Origin of the sequence: Niallia sp. FSL W8-0954, from assembly GCF_038005605.1 — a bacterium.
GTDB lineage: Bacteria > Bacillota > Bacilli > Bacillales > Cytobacillaceae > Niallia > Niallia circulans_A.
The window spans coordinates 4,161,058-4,176,098 of sequence record NZ_JBBOTN010000001.1; the positions used below are offsets into that span (position 1 = coordinate 4,161,058).

General features: G+C 36.1%; 11 protein-coding genes. 3 read left to right on the forward strand and 8 right to left on the reverse strand.

The annotated features are described in order from the left end of the window. Window positions 1-10 precede the first annotated feature (10 nt). The 5 genes from NX902_RS20415 to NX902_RS20435 form a co-directional block, all read right to left on the reverse strand. Window positions 11-283 (reverse strand): hypothetical protein, encoded by a 273-nt coding sequence (locus NX902_RS20415; protein ID WP_341160952.1) that lies wholly within the window; start codon window positions 281-283, stop codon window positions 11-13. A 158-nt stretch (window positions 284-441) separates the two neighbouring features. Beyond that, the gene (locus NX902_RS20420) at window positions 442-1,113 is read right to left on the reverse strand and encodes a YdeI/OmpD-associated family protein (RefSeq protein ID WP_163186471.1); all 672 of its coding nucleotides are present in this window, start codon (window positions 1,111-1,113) and stop codon (window positions 442-444) included. 14 nt (window positions 1,114-1,127) lie between these two features. Continuing rightward, window positions 1,128-1,889, reverse strand: coding sequence for a MurR/RpiR family transcriptional regulator (locus NX902_RS20425; protein WP_341160953.1), 762 nt, complete (start codon window positions 1,887-1,889; stop codon window positions 1,128-1,130). A 108-nt stretch (window positions 1,890-1,997) separates the two neighbouring features. After that, window positions 1,998-3,323, reverse strand: coding sequence for a 6-phospho-alpha-glucosidase (locus NX902_RS20430; protein WP_095329878.1), 1,326 nt, complete (start codon window positions 3,321-3,323; stop codon window positions 1,998-2,000). 12 nt (window positions 3,324-3,335) lie between these two features. Continuing rightward, window positions 3,336-4,937, reverse strand: a complete 1,602-nt coding sequence (locus NX902_RS20435; RefSeq protein ID WP_123258283.1) for an alpha-glucoside-specific PTS transporter subunit IIBC — start codon at window positions 4,935-4,937, stop codon at window positions 3,336-3,338. Window positions 4,938-5,383: 446 nt separating this feature from the next. Here NX902_RS20435 and NX902_RS20440 point away from each other — a divergent pair, with 446 nt between their 5' ends. Then, on the forward strand, window positions 5,384-6,106 hold the full coding sequence (locus NX902_RS20440) for a 3-ketoacyl-ACP reductase (protein ID WP_123258284.1): 723 nt from the start codon (window positions 5,384-5,386) through the stop codon (window positions 6,104-6,106). Between the two features lie 70 nt (window positions 6,107-6,176). Here NX902_RS20440 and NX902_RS20445 read toward each other — a convergent pair whose 3' ends face one another. Next, entirely contained in the window at window positions 6,177-7,001 is an 825-nt protein-coding gene (locus NX902_RS20445; RefSeq protein ID WP_095329875.1) for an aldo/keto reductase, read from the reverse strand. Between the two features lie 220 nt (window positions 7,002-7,221). Between NX902_RS20445 and NX902_RS20450 the strand changes: the two genes are divergently transcribed. Beyond that, window positions 7,222-8,982 (forward strand): flavocytochrome c, encoded by a 1,761-nt coding sequence (locus NX902_RS20450; protein ID WP_095329874.1) that lies wholly within the window; start codon window positions 7,222-7,224, stop codon window positions 8,980-8,982. A 52-nt stretch (window positions 8,983-9,034) separates the two neighbouring features. On the opposite strand, the gene NX902_RS20455 is transcribed toward NX902_RS20450, so the two are convergent. Beyond that, window positions 9,035-9,649 (reverse strand): nitroreductase family protein, encoded by a 615-nt coding sequence (locus NX902_RS20455; RefSeq protein WP_095329873.1) that lies wholly within the window; start codon window positions 9,647-9,649, stop codon window positions 9,035-9,037. A gap of 391 nt (window positions 9,650-10,040) precedes the next feature. On the opposite strand from NX902_RS20455, the gene NX902_RS20460 reads away from it, so the two are divergent. Further along, a complete protein-coding gene (locus tag NX902_RS20460; protein WP_095329872.1) occupies window positions 10,041-11,471 on the forward strand; it encodes an alanine/glycine:cation symporter family protein in 1,431 nt (476 codons plus the stop codon). A 397-nt stretch (window positions 11,472-11,868) separates the two neighbouring features. Here NX902_RS20460 and NX902_RS20465 read toward each other — a convergent pair whose 3' ends face one another. Next, window positions 11,869-14,997, reverse strand: coding sequence for an alpha-mannosidase (locus tag NX902_RS20465; protein ID WP_341160954.1), 3,129 nt, complete (start codon window positions 14,995-14,997; stop codon window positions 11,869-11,871). Window positions 14,998-15,041: the final 44 nt, after the last annotated feature.

Here is a 15,041-nt window from a genome sequence, read left to right on the forward strand (position 1 = left end):
CTACTGCCTCCTATTTAATCTTTAGATAGATAGATTTTATCGATATGGTTGTCAAGATAAGCAGCAAGAAGAGGATGCAGCATCCAATATAAAAGAGTACATCAGGATAATACTTCCATTGATAAAAGTAATAAATAGATACTCCTATTAACACTATAAGAAATAATTCAAAAAGAAATGCAGTAATCATAAAAGCAAAATAAGGATATATAATTCCTTTACGATTGACATTGGTCAAAGTTATACCGTCCCAAAAGCGATCAGCTAGTCTAGCAAAACGCATATAGTCCTCTCCTTCAAAAAAGATATATATTAATCTATGAATTTCCTTTGAAAGTCATGCCACACTTTTTGAAGAGAGGGTTTTAAAAAGGCGCTTTCCCAAAAGAAACACGCCTTTTTATTTAGTCAAACTGATAATAAAAAAACTGCTGAAACCTATTATCCCCGCTCTTTTCGATAGGTATCTCTGCTTTTATAACCAGATTGAAGGATCATCTTCATTTCTGCTTTTCTTTTTTCTCTTGTTGCTTCTTGTTTTGCACTATAGACATATCTTGCCCATTCCTTTTGATAACCTGGTGTAAGAGATTGGTAAAAGGCTAATAGCTCGGGTGTATTTATTAAATCATCTTCGATAGCTTGAATTTTTTCTATATAATCATTGACACGCTGACTCGCTTTGGAGGAAGCATCCTTTGTTGTCCTTTTTTCCTCTTCTTTTAAACCTATCACGGTAAATACTTCATCCAATCCAACCATTCGTGAAAATTTTATTGTATTCGTTCCCACATACCCATCTGAATCCGTATCTAGTCCCTTAAACAATTCATCACGATGAATAAAAGTAGAGTAGACTTTATTTCCTTTCTTTGGATATGCCAAAAAGATGTATCCCTTCTTGTTTAGCGAATTCGACTGCATAATCTTATCAATCGTTTCTCGCATTGCAGCCATGTCTAGCACAAAGGCGAATATAGCATCATATTTATCTTGAAGCTCTGTATCATATGCTTCCAATTCCCCAAAGTAATTCAGTTCTTTTGGTTGATTTAGAATCGCCATTTTTTTATATTTTTTTAAATTTAATTTATCGACAATTGTTTTTACCATTTATGTTCACCTCTTTAATCTTTGCTTTCATTTTTTCGAACTGCATAGTCTAAATAACCTCTATAAACCGAATCAATAACAGTAAATAACCCCAACAGGGATCGATGTTCAATCTCATAATGTTTCCCTAGCATAAAGGATTCATAATAAATATTATATGTAGATAAAGTTGCTAAATGGTTATTGTTGAAAGAAGTAATAGATAGGGTAGGAATTGATTTAACAGCCAATTGTCTTAGTTGACCTACTATATTTTTAACATCTCCACTTAAAGATATAACAATAACTAGATCTGTTGGCTTCATTTTGGCTAAAAGAAAATCAAATTCTGTTTCTGCGGGTATGATGTAGATTTTCTTATTATTAGAAATAAATTGCCGAGCCATTTCTTCCAAAGCATTTCTTTGACCCCATCCACTTGCAAAGCCGTATATCGTATCTGCATTTCTAATCTGATTATATATTGCTTCTGTATCAATATTTTTATATAGTTTTCTTGTCATTTCTATTTCTTTCATTTGCATAGTAAAAAAATCTAAATTTGGCTCAAAGGATTTGGGCTCATTCTTCAAAAAATATTTAAACTCACTATAACCACTAAAACCTATTTTTTGAGTCATCCTTAGAATGGAAGACTTGGAAATAGTGCATGCCTCAGACAATTCTAAAATACTCATTTTTTTACATTCTTCTATATGATTAAGAACATAATTTATCACATACAAATCATTTTCTGAGAGTTGATCATAATATTTATTCATTAAGTCTTTAAGCATATACAACTTCCTCCCTTGCCTTTATTATAAGGGATAATAGTATATTCAGAAAAACATTAATAAATAGAAAAGCAGAGTGCCCTTTTTCAAGCACCCTGTTTCTCTCTACTAATTAAGTTCTGGCCAATATTCTTTATTTGCTTCCATTAAATCATCTAAAATTTGTTTTGCTACTCTAGCATTTGGAACCGTTCTTGATAAGGTAATGGCTTGCCAAAGCTTTTGATAAGAATGTTCTTCCCAAGCTTCTACTACCAATTTTTCTACAGCTACTTGCTGCTCCATTAATCCCTTTTGGAATCGAGGAATAGTTCCTTGTACTAACGGTTCAGGCCCATTAACTCCGACAATACATGGAACTTCTACCATTGCAGTTGGATCAAAGTTTTGAATCGCTCCATTATTTTCAACAATTAAAAGCATTCTTTCCTGTGTATCATATGCTATCGCACGGGCTAAGTCTACGATATAAGAAGCATGTTCGTCTATTTCTAACTCTGAACCTTCTGTAGAACCTAACTCTGCTATTCTATTACATTGAGAAAATATAAATTTCTCTCTTCCATCCATAACCTGATTTGCTCTTGTATAGTTAGGATCTGTATGCTCTACTTCATCTTGAGGATAGAAGTAATATTTTAAGTACGTATTAGGTAAGGTGTCAGGATCAACTGCATACACATCTTTCGCCTTTCTAAAAGTAGATTGCCAGCTTTCATCTGCATGTTGTCCTTCATTTTTTGCTAAATCATAGCCATAATCCTTTACATGCTCTTTCAATTTGGGCATTAAATCATTTCCTTCTTTATCACGAATATCTGTCCACCAGCCAAAATGATTTAGACCATAATAGCGGATAGTCATATCTTTCCGTGAAGGGAGACCTAGTATCTTTGCCATCAGATTTTCAATTCCAATCGGCATATCACAAATATTAAGGATCTTTGAATTTGGTCGTAATTTTCTAGTTGCTTCTGCAACAATGGCAGCTGGATTTGAATAATTCAACATCCATGCATTAGGCGAATATTTTTCCATATAATCTAATATTTCTAATACGCCTCCGATGGATCTCATTCCGTAGGCAATTCCACCAGGACCACATGTTTCTTGACCAACTACCCCATATTTTAAAGGTATCTTTTCATCCTTTTCTCTCATTGCGTACTTTCCTACACGAATATGTGCCATCACAAAATCAATATCCACAAAGGCTTCCTCTGGTTCCGTTGTAGCTAAAAAAGTAATTTCAGGATCTTTTTCTTTAATAATTATTTCACAAGCATCAGCTATTTGTTGTTGGCGTTCTTTATCATTATCATAAAAATTAATTTGTCTAATCGGAAATTTATCTAGGTTTTCTAAAAGCATTAATATAATTCCCGGCGTAAAAGTACTTCCTCCACCTGCTACTGTGATTGAAAATTTTTTCATAAATAATCTCTCCTATTCTTCATTTTTTAACTTTTCAAACTCTTCTCTCACTTGAGGAACTGATAAGCCTACAATAATTTGTATGCCTTTATTATTTCTAACAACTCCATGAGCACCACCCTCTCTAAAGGCAATATCAGGCATCACTAGATTGGGATCCTTTACACTAATTCTTAGTCTTGTTGCACAATTATTTATTGTTTCAATATTCTCTGTACCACCTAAAGCATGAAGAAATATCGCAGCTTTTTCTCTATAACTGTTCTCCACAACTGTTACTGCAACCTCATCTTTTTTATCTCTGCCTTTTTGTTTTTCTTGATAATCTTTCTTTCTATATAGTTTAACCTCTTTATCATCCGTCTCTCTTCCAGGTGTAGCAAAGTTAAACTTCAAGATAAGAAAACGGAAAACCAAAAAGTAAATACCGGAAAAAATTAACCCAATTACGATTTGGGCTACATAAACATCCCAATGATTACCGAATAATGGAATCCAGTTTTTAGACATTATTTCAATCAGACCGCCACCCATATCTCCCACTACTCCGAATGTATATAGCGTTGCTGACAATGTAGCTGCGAGGACAGCGTGAACAGCAAATAATACAGGTGCAACAAATAAGAAAGTAAATTCTAGTGGCTCTGTAATCCCTGCCAATACCGCTGTTAAGGTAGCTGGAATTAGAAGGGCAGCTACTTTCTTCCTTTTTTCTTTTTTTGCTGTGAAATAAATTGCTAATGCAATCCCTGGTGCTGCAAACATCTTGGAGTTTCCATATAATCCAAAGCCACCAGCTGGGAACAAAGTTTTTAGTGATTCCGCACTTTGTGCAAAGTCCCCAAGATTACCCATCCAATATTTAACGATTCCATCTTCTACAACTGCTGGGCCAAACATAAATGGCGTATAAATAAAGTGATGCAATCCTGTTGGGATTAATGCTCTTTCAAAAAGATGGTAAAACCAAACACCGAATGTTCCTGAACTAGCTAAAAATCCTTGAAGGGAACCGATTCCAGATTGAATAATCGGCCATATCCATGCAACAACAACTGCGATAGGAATCATTATAAAGTAACCTAGAATGACGACGTACGTAGATCCCTGGAATATCCCAAGCCATTCCGGTAATTTCTTTTCAAAATACTTATTATGAAGCCAGACCGTTATACTAGAAATTAGTATTGCTCCGATAATTCCAGTATCCAATGTTTTTATGCCAGCAATTAGTTTCATTCCACTAGTACTGCCAACTTCCTGACTAAAATCAACACCGAATGTTGGTCCAAAGAATTCTAATATACCTGATAGAAAATAATTAAAAGTAAGATATACAACAACTGCTTCCATCACGGCTCTTGCATTAGCAGTTTTAGCCAATCCAAGTGCAATACCGATAACAAAAAGCAATTCCATCTGATTAAATACTGTCCATGCACCATCTTCCAAAATAGTTAAAATACTATTCCAAGTTGTACCTTCATCTGCTATACTTCCGACAATTTGGGGATTATTTAACATAATAGTAATAGCAAGAACAATACCCGAAAATGCAAATAAAAGTACTGGTGTAAACATTGCTCCACCAAATCTCTGAAGCTTTTGCATCATATAAATCACCCCTCTTTAATTATTTTTTTGTATTTGCTAACTTCAATCTCTATTTAATCACCAGATGAAAGCCGTTTCAATAACTCACGAGCATTTAGGTAAACGCTGTCATTTGTAGATAAACGTCCCAAATATCGGGAAAATTCCCGACAATTAGAGATAGTGGAAAATCAAAGTTTACTTGACCTTCCTTTCCAAAATGTAAATACATATGGCATGGTACTCGTTTTAGCAGGTATATTTTTCGCCAGAAAAAAGATAATAAACAGGATATTAGGCAAAATTTGTTCGATGGCAAGAACCATTCCAATTGGAGAGAAGAAACATTATATGAATGATAGATAATAAATCTTTTCTCTAAGCGGCTTTCTTGCTAATACCTGCAGAAAATCTTAAAATAGACAAAGTATTATTTACTGAACAATGATTGGAAGGAGTTGCTTTTAATGGCACAATCTTTAAAAGGAAAAGTAGCTTTCATTACGGGAGCTGGAAGAGGGATAGGAAAAGCAGTAGCAGTTGCACTCGCAAATGAAGGTGTAAATATTGGTTTACTTGCTCGTACAGAAGGCGCATTACAAGAAGTAGCCAAAGAAGTGGAAGCACTTGGCGTAAAAGCTGCTTATGCAACAGTTGATGTATCCTCTTTAGAAGAAGTAGAACAAGCAATTTCTACTTTAACAAACGAACTAGGGAAAGCAGATATTTTAATCAATAATGCTGGAATTGGTAAATTCCAATCTCTTTTAGATATGGACCCAGAAGAATGGAAACAAATCATCGACGTAAATTTAATGGGACCATATTATGTAACAAAGGCAGTTTTACCACAATTAATCGAAAAAAATGGCGGAGATATTATCAATATTTCTTCTACAAATGGCTTAAATGGCGCTGCTACTTCTAGTGCATACAGTGCTTCTAAATTCGGTCTAATCGGAATGACAGAATCATTAGCACAAGAAGTACGCAGAAATAATATTCGTGTTACTTCCTTAACACCAAGTACAGTTGCAACAGAGCTTGCTGTTAAAACAGATTTAATCAAAGGTGATGCAGAGAAATACATGCAGCCAGAAGATATCGCAGAACTGATTGTTTCTCAATTAAAACTGCATCCAAGAATCTATGTAAAAACAGCTACAGTACTAGGAACAAACCCGTTCTAATACCAATAGATATAATTGGAAAAGGGAATAGTGCTGCTATTAAATATAGCAGCACTATTCCCTTTCTTTCTTATCGGTTATTCATATCATTTGGGTGTGGACCTTTTCGTCTATTGCGGTTTAGCTCATTAATTTGTTTCATTTCTTCCTCTGTTAATTCAAAATCAAACACATGGAAATTTTCTTCAATGCGAGATGGTGTCACTGATTTCGGAATAACAATCGTATTATTTTGCAAATGCCAACGCAGTACTACTTGTGCTGGTGACTTTTCTTTTGTTTCTGCAATTTGTGTGATGACTTCATCCTGAAGAACTTCTCCCCCTTGATCAAGCGGGCTCCACGCTTCTACAAAAATATCATGCTTTGCGCAAAATTCCTTTAATTCATTTTGCGCTAAATATGGATGACATTCTACCTGATTCAAAACAGGTTTAACCTCACATTCATTTAAAATGCGCTCTAAATGTTCAATTTCAAAGTTACAAACACCAATTGCCTTGACTCTGCCATCTTTATATAATTTTTCTAGTGCTCTATATGTATCCACATACTCATCAAATTGTGGGGTTGGCCAATGAATCAAATAAAGATCGACGTAATCAAGCCCTAATCTTTCTAAACTTTCATCGAATGCTCTTAGTGTATTCTCATAGCCCTGATCACTGTTCCACACTTTTGTTGTAATAAACAACTCTTCGCGTGGAATAGAAGATTCTTTAATTGCTTTTCCTACACCTGCTTCGTTTTGATATACCATCGCTGTATCAATGGAAGTATAGCCTACTTTAAAAGCAGTGCTGACAGCAACAGCCGCTTCTTCATCTGGAACCTGCCATACGCCAAACCCCAGTTGAGGCATTTTTAAGCCATTATTTAATGTAACAACATTCATCTTTCCACACTCCTTTTTCGAATTCTCTTTTAGTTTAGCGCGAATAGAAATAAATTACAAAAAGTACGATTTCCTTATCCTTTAAAGATTCACAAATTCTCCACATACTTATGAACTTATTTTGAACATTATTATTTTGATAGCTAGTAGTTGAGCATGTTCTTTATGATAGGCATTGTGAAATAATGAACAATACATAGAGAGAGAGGGGAAAATTTTTATGAAAAGATCTTCTAGTATAGCATTTGTTCTTCTAGCTATATTTATGCTGATAATAGCAGGTTGTAGCAACAATACGAATACAGAAGAAAAAGCAAAGTTTAAAGCGGGAACATACGAAGGCATTTCCACTGGTCATGGAGGAGAAATTAAAGCTACAGTAACAGTTTCAAAAGATAAGATTGAGAAAATTGAAATCAGTGCAGACGGAGAAACAGGCAGTATTAGTGATGGGGCAACTACTCAATTAACCAATGATATTATCTCCTCACAAAGTTTAGCAGTGGATGTTGTATCAGGAGCAAGTGAATCTAGTAACGGAATTATTGAAGCTGTTACAAAGGCGTTAGAAAAGTCGGGAGCCGATATGAAAGCCTTAAAAGATGCTGCAAATAAAGTCATTGTAGAAGAGCAAAAGCAGGAAGACTTAGATGTTGATGTCGCTATAGTAGGTGCAGGTGGTGCAGGACTTGCAGCAGCCGTGAAGGCTAGCGAAGCTGGTAAGTCTGTTGTCATTTTAGAGCAAATGCCTATCATTGGTGGAAACACAAATAAAGCAACAGGTGGAATGAATGTGGCAGGCACCAAATACCAAGAAGCGGATGGAATTAAAGACGACAAACAAACATGGTTTGACGATACGATGAAAGGCGGCAAAAACTTAAATGATCCAAAACTGCTACAAACTCTAGTAGATAATGCTCCTGATGCACTGAAATGGCTAAATGATATGGGAGCAGGTTTAACAAAGGTAACATTATCTGGTGGGCAAACGAACCCAAGAATTCATCAGCCAGCAGATGGATCACCAGTTGGTCCTGTTATTGTAGAGGTTCTATCCAATAAATTGAAAAAATTAAATACTCCCATTTTATTAAATACTACAGCTGATAGTTTAATAAAAAAAGATGGAGCGATTGTAGGAGTAAAAGCTACCGATAAAAATAAGAATTCCTTCACGGTTAATGCAAAATCTGTTATTTTAGCAACAGGTGGTTTTGGAGCAAATGCTGAAATGGTTATTAAATACAATAAAGATCTGGAAGGTTTCTCAACAACAAATCATGCAGGAGCAACAGGATCAGGAATTGCTATGGCAGAAAAGGCTGGGGCTGATCTCGTAGATATGGATCAGATACAAATTCATCCAACAACCGATCCAGAAACAGGCTATTTATTTACAGAAGGATTACGCGGAGACGGAGCCATTTTAGTAAATAAAGAAGGAAAAAGATTTACCAATGAATTATTGACACGTGATGTTGTTTCGAAAAACATTTTGGCACAGACAGATAAAGTTGCATATCTCGTCGTAAACCAAGAAATGGCTGATGAAAATGCCTCATTAGCAGGATATATTAAAGATGGCTATGCTATAAAAGGAGAAACAATAGAAGCTTTAGGAAAGGCAGCAGGAATAGATAGCAGTACCATTGCTTCTACTTTAAAAAATTACACAAAATACGTTAAAAATAAAAAAGACGAAGAATTTGACAGGGTCCATCTCACTCAAACATTAGAAGAAGGTCCATACTATATAATTCCCGTAACTCCAGGTATACATCATACTATGGGTGGATTAAAAATTGATACAAAAACTCATGTTTTAGATAAACAAGGAAATATCATTAAAGGACTGTATGCTGCAGGTGAAGTTACTGGTGGTGTTCATGGTGGAAATAGAATTGGTGGAAATGCTGTTGCTGACATCATCGTATTTGGCCGTATAGCAGGTGAAACCTCTGCAATCGAAATAAAATAACCCAAAAGTGCCTTCTTTCTTTTTAGAATCAAGGCACTTTTTTCTCTCTCAATCAGTAAAATTTCGCAATTTTTTCTATCGGCATTCTGCTAGTATTAAAAGCTGGTGCAGCAGCTTTTCCTATTGCAATAAGGGTAATCGGAAATTGGTTTTCTGGTAACTCAAAACGTTTCGCAAATGCATCTTTATCAAAACCGCCCATTATAACGGTATCATACCCTCGTTCTTTTGCTAGCAGTAAAATCTGCATGGAAATTAAGCCTGCATCATAGCTAGCAATTTGTGCTAATATTTGTTTTGGTTGATTGGGATATAAACTTAGCGTGTTGTTAATCGTTCTATCTGCAATGGATTGATCCATATAGCCAAGGGAAACATTTTTCTCATAGATTTCTTCCACATTTCTATAAGCATCTGTATCTCCTAAAACAGCAATAATCGCTGAAGAATCTTCTATTTGCGCTTGGTTATTGCCAATTTCTCTTAACTCTTTTTTTAGTTCCTGATCTTGGATTACAATAAATCTCCAAGACTGCAAATTACTAGAAGACGGTGCACTTGTTGCTAATGCTAAAATTTCTTCCAATTCCTTTTTTTCTATTTTATGAGCTGAATCATATATTCTTACCGATTTACGGCTTTTCATTATTTCTTCTAAATGAGACATATTCTACCTCCAACTAATTAGTTAATTGTTTTCAAGAACTAACTTACCATTAGTAAGTAACAATTGTCAAAGATGATGATTTTATTCTTTTTCAATGGGATATAGGCCTCATTAATAAATGTTTTATTAACAAAATAATTTACTAACGCATACAGATAAAATTAGACGCTATACTGGTCCACAAAAACACCCATTTTATCCTTAGTATCCGAAATTTTTTAAAAAAATTTAATTATTTAGTTAATTGCTTCGATACTAGTAATGACAAGGTATACAGCTTATTACAAAAATCCCCTTTTGTGTTTTTTGACAGTGACATAGGCCAATATTATTTGACAGGACCAACATTTTTCGAGATAATCGAAACCATAAAATTTTTGGGAGGGGTTGCGTGAATATTATTGAAAAGTTAATCGCAAGTGGAAATACAGTACTGTGGGGGTATGTTTTGATAGCCGTCTTGCTCGGCCTCGGAATATATTTCACCATAGGATCGAAATTTGCACAAATCAGGCATGTAAAGGAAATGTTCCGCTTACTAAAGGTAAAAGAGAAGCCACCTGAACACACAGAGAAAAAACAAATTTCTTCTCTACAAGCATTTTTCGTAGGGGCAGGTACTCGAATTGGTACAGGCAATCTTGCAGGAGTAGCCATTGCCTTAGCAATTGGAGGACCTGGAGCAGTATTTTGGATGTGGATGGTAGCTATTCTTGGCAGCGCTAGCTCTTTTGTAGAGAATACGCTAGCGCAAATTTATAAGGCAAAAGACAACGGACGGTTCAAAGGTGGTCCTGCCTACTATATGAAAAAACAACTGAACAAAAAGTGGATGAGTGCACTTTTTGCTGTCATGATGATTCTTTCATATGGTACTACCTTCAATGCCGTACAGAGTAATACCATTGCAGTTGCATTAGAAAACTCATTTGGCATTAGTCCTGTCATTGCCGGAATTGCTTTAGTCATTCTCACAAGTTTAGTTGTATTTGGCGGTATTAAACGTATTGCTGATATTTCATCTCTTATCGTTCCCTTTATGGCCTTAGGCTATATTCTCCTTGCAGTCTTTGTAGTAATCACCAATATTACAGAGATTCCTCATGTTTTAGTATTAATTTTTAAAAGTGCATTCGGTATTGAACAGGTAGTGGGTGGCGGAATTGCTGCTGCTATTATGAATGGCGTGAAAAGAGGTCTATTCTCTAACGGAGCTGGAATTGGTGGAGATCCAATCGCTGCTGCAACAGCATCTGTATCCCACCCAGCAAAACAAGGGTTTATCCAAGCCCTCGGAGTGTTTTTTGACACTTTACTCGTTTGTTCTGCAACAGCGTTTATTATTCTTACCTCAGATGCGTATGGGTCAGGTTTAACAGGCATTGAATTATCACAAGCAGCAATGGCAGAGCATTTTGGTGCTTGGGGTGGAGTATTTCTCGGCATTGCCATATTTCTATTCGCCTTTACTTCCATCATCGGCTGCTACTACTACGGGGAAGCTAACCTGTCGTTTATTAGTAAAAGCAAGGGGTTCTTAATCTTCTATCGCGTAATAGCTCTAGGAATGGTGATGTTTGGTGCTGTAGCTAGTTTGCAAATTGTTTGGGATTTAGCTGACTTCACGATGGCAATCATGGCTCTTATTAATCTAGTTGCCATAGCAATTCTTGGGCCAATTGCCTTTAAAGCACTTGATCATTATATGAAACAACGAAAACTAGGAAAAGAACCTGTATTCTTTCGAGATGATATTAAGGGGCTTAGAGGAGTAGAAGCATGGCCTTTGCGAAAGAAAAAATCGATAAAACAAGTCATTTAAATATTAAAGATAAATAGACTAGGCTGTCAAAATTGGCAGCCTAGTTTTGATTCTCGGTTTTAAAGATTTATAGTTTGAATTCATTGCAAAAAGAAAGTTACTATCATAAGAATATATCTTTTCTCTTCCACATATTTTGTATTAATAACCCATATGTAAGGAGAGTAAGAGATGTCATCAAATAATAAATGGAAGGAAATACAGAAACTTTTGAATCAATGCCATTCTGATTTAAAGGAGATCCAAAAAGATCTTATAAAATTAGAGAATGCCTTAAAAATAAGGAAGAAGGCTCTACATTAACACCATTTAGGTATCCTCACATGATAGATTAATAGAAAAGTAAAAAGCAGATCCTTAAGTGTCGAGACGAACAATTGGGGTCTGCTTAAATCATTTAGATTTCCACTAAAAACGTCTTAACTTCATAAGGCTTTATGGCAAATGTTATTATTTCATTTTCTTGTTTCTCTCCATTTTTCCCTTCCAGAAGATTACATTCCTGCCATCCTTTTATAGGAGCATCTGAGGTTAATTCTACTGTTCCTCTTTTCCCCATAAATTCATGTAAACGAACAATGACTTTATCCTCATCCTCTGCCTTTTTCACTGCATCGATAAAGCAATGATCAGACGCTATTTGGAATAAAGAAAAATCTTGTGATTGTAGCTTTCCTACCAAACTTTTTAATGGCTGATTTAAATCCCATGCCTCTTGGACTGTTCTCCCTTCTCTCCAATCACCTTGATGTGGCAGAAGAGAATAAATAAATGTATGTGCTCCTTGATCTTGTAAATAATCTGGGTAAGTACCAGCCTTAATAAGGGACAGACGCATCACGGAATCTTTGATGTCATAGCCATATTTACAATCATTTAAAAGACTTATTCCATAACCTTGCTCCGATAAATCTGCCCATTGGTGTCCAACCGTTTCAAACTTCGCATAATCCCAGCTTGTATTCCAATGAGTTGGTCGTTGTACATTTCCAAACTGAATATCATAGGTTGCTTGCGTTGAACGAATTTCAACAGGAAATGCCACTTTTAATAGCTGATGCTGTTCATGCCAATCAACAGATGTCTTAAAGTCTATTCTAGGATTTTCAGCATAGAGAATTACCTCTTGTTCTACCTTCGAATGGTGATATGTCCACACAAATTTTATTACTGCTCTTAAGGAGTTGTTTTCAATTATTTCTATCTTCTCTAATGTAGAAATCTCTTGATGCTTTTCTTGATAAAAAATATCAATGTCCCAAGCTTCCCATCTTAATGGCTTATCTTCAAATACTTGCAGGACATTTCCTGCCTGATTTTCTTTTAACACATTTCTTTGTGCCTTTTTATCAAATATACGAGTTAATTGTCCCTTTTCATTCCAAAGAATTTGATAAAAAGGTGTCTCTATCCCATTATTATTTATCACAAAAGCAGACTGCTTATTCGCACCTTGATTTTCAGACGATTTAAATAAAAGATTAGCTAATCCATGTGATGGAACGTTTTCCACTAATATAAGCCACTTTCCATTTACTTTTTCAACTTGCAGCACTTTCCCATTTTCTGATGACCATTCTCCCTCTTCTAGTCCAAGTTTAACTGGCACCTCCACCAATCCGGAACGTATCCATGAAGAGTCATTTATCACGGTAAACTGATCAGAGACATCTGAATCGATTATTCTCGTTAATACTTGCTTTTGTGCTTTATTAGCCAGTCCTTCTGCTTCTTCATATTCTAATAGACTATCTTCATATACTTCACGAATCGAAGAACCTGGAATGATATCATGGAACTGATTGCGTAATAAAATCGTCCAGCCTTTATGCAGCTCTTCCTGTGGATAAATGGTCCAATCAGAAGCTAATACACCAACTAGGACACTAAGCAGTTCTGTCTCCCGGTATAATAATTCTTGTTTGCGATTGCTTCTTTTATTATATGCTTGGCTGGTATAGGTTCCTCGATGAAATTCTAAATAGAGCTCTCCATCCCATGTATGAACATATTCATCTGTGGTCTTCACTTTTTCATGAAGGGCATCAAAATAATCGCCTGCTTTAGTTGATTTAACAGCAGGCAGACCAGGAATTCGGTCAAACCGTCTTCTCATTTCCAGCATATCCCGATTTACTCCCCCTCCACCATCTCCATAGCCATAAGACATTAGTAAATCCTGCGTTATATTTTTATCCTTATAATTATCCCAAGCTCCCTGCACCACATCTGCCTGCATTTCTCCATTATAATCATAAGCCCAGCCTCTGCTGTTCGGATATGGTGTGGTCACAAAGTGGGTCAAAATTTCTGTTCCATCAATGCCTCGCCATTGAAAGGTATCATGCGGCATTCGATTGTACTGATTCCAGCTAATCTTCGTCGTCATAAAAGTTTCTATTCCTGCTTGTTTAAGAATTTGCGGCAATGCCCAGCTATAGCCAAAGACATCTGGCAGCCATAGATACTTACTCGTTACCCCAAATTCCTCTTTCAAAAATCTCGTTCCATGCAGTAATTGACGAACAAAGGATTCCCCAGAAGGCAAATTACAATCAGGCTCCAGCCACATCCCGCCTTCTGGTTCCCATCTTCCTTCCGCTACTCTATCTTTCAGCTGGGCATAAATTTCCGGATAATCCTCTTTTAAATAGGCGTATAGCTGAGGCTGGGACTGCATAAATAAGTATTCTGGATATTTCTCCATTAAACGCAATACGGTGGAAAAGGAACGTGCCGCTTTTTCTCGAGTATGCTTCAAGCGCCATAACCAAGCAACATCAATATGGGTGTGGCCAATTGCATGAATCGTTACAGCTGCATGCTTGTCCATCTTTTCTAATGTTGCATTTAAATAGTTATTTGCCTTGTTAATAGATTCATAAAATAAATCCGATTCTGGTTCTGTCCAGTCTATTTCATAAAATGCTCGATTTAATGCTGTTAGGATCGTCTGATACTCTGGTCTGTTTTCATCTAAAATATGTATGGTTTGGATCATTGCTTTGGCTGTATAGTATAAATCATCTGTCGCTTCGTCTAGCCAGGCAATCTCTGCCTTCTTTATCTTATGCTCCTGAATAAACGGTTTACCGCCACCTTCTAAGCCAGACCACAAACGAAAAATCAAGCTGACATTTGTGCCGCAATGTTCCTCTTTGAGAAAAACTTCCCGATGATTCGCATCTACTCCTTGATAGATTTTCTTATTTACATACAAAAGCGACTCAAAACCTGAATTCGTTCCACCATCTGTTATGCCAAAATCAAAATACCCCAATACTTGTTTCCCTTTCCAGCTCACAGGGATTGCTACTTCTGTCTTTAACCAGGCATAATGATCCCTTCCTGCCCAATGATCTCCGACATGGATGGTAGCCCATTCCCCATTTTCTGGTGGTCTTACCCCAATCTCTCCTTCTTCATCTAATTGCATCGAAAAGGAGTCTAAGGAAATTGATTCTCGATAGCGATATTTTTCCAGTTCCTTGATTCGTGCATCCAACTTCTTTTCTGTCCAGAACATAAAGCCCCTCCATATTAAGATAATTTTCAAAATTTTGATTATCT

What these genes read in the sequence shown, in the direction of transcription:
- NX902_RS20425 (WP_341160953.1), bottom strand. Translation starts at nt 1,889, where the DNA reads ATGCTTAAAGACTTAATGAATAAATATTATGATCAACTCTCAGAAAAT.
- NX902_RS20430 (WP_095329878.1), bottom strand. Translation starts at nt 3,323, where the DNA reads ATGAAAAAATTTTCAATCACAGTAGCAGGTGGAGGAAGTACTTTTACG.
- NX902_RS20435 (WP_123258283.1), bottom strand. Translation starts at nt 4,937, where the DNA reads ATGATGCAAAAGCTTCAGAGATTTGGTGGAGCAATGTTTACACCAGTA.
- NX902_RS20450 (WP_095329874.1), top strand. Translation starts at nt 7,222, where the DNA reads ATGAAAAGATCTTCTAGTATAGCATTTGTTCTTCTAGCTATATTTATG.
- NX902_RS20455 (WP_095329873.1), bottom strand. Translation starts at nt 9,649, where the DNA reads ATGTCTCATTTAGAAGAAATAATGAAAAGCCGTAAATCGGTAAGAATA.
- NX902_RS20465 (WP_341160954.1), bottom strand. Translation starts at nt 14,997, where the DNA reads ATGTTCTGGACAGAAAAGAAGTTGGATGCACGAATCAAGGAACTGGAA.
- NX902_RS20420 (WP_163186471.1), bottom strand. Translation starts at nt 1,113, where the DNA reads ATGGTAAAAACAATTGTCGATAAATTAAATTTAAAAAAATATAAAAAA.
- NX902_RS20415 (WP_341160952.1), bottom strand. Translation starts at nt 283, where the DNA reads ATGCGTTTTGCTAGACTAGCTGATCGCTTTTGGGACGGTATAACTTTG.
- NX902_RS20440 (WP_123258284.1), top strand. Translation starts at nt 5,384, where the DNA reads ATGGCACAATCTTTAAAAGGAAAAGTAGCTTTCATTACGGGAGCTGGA.
- NX902_RS20445 (WP_095329875.1), bottom strand. Translation starts at nt 7,001, where the DNA reads ATGAATGTTGTTACATTAAATAATGGCTTAAAAATGCCTCAACTGGGG.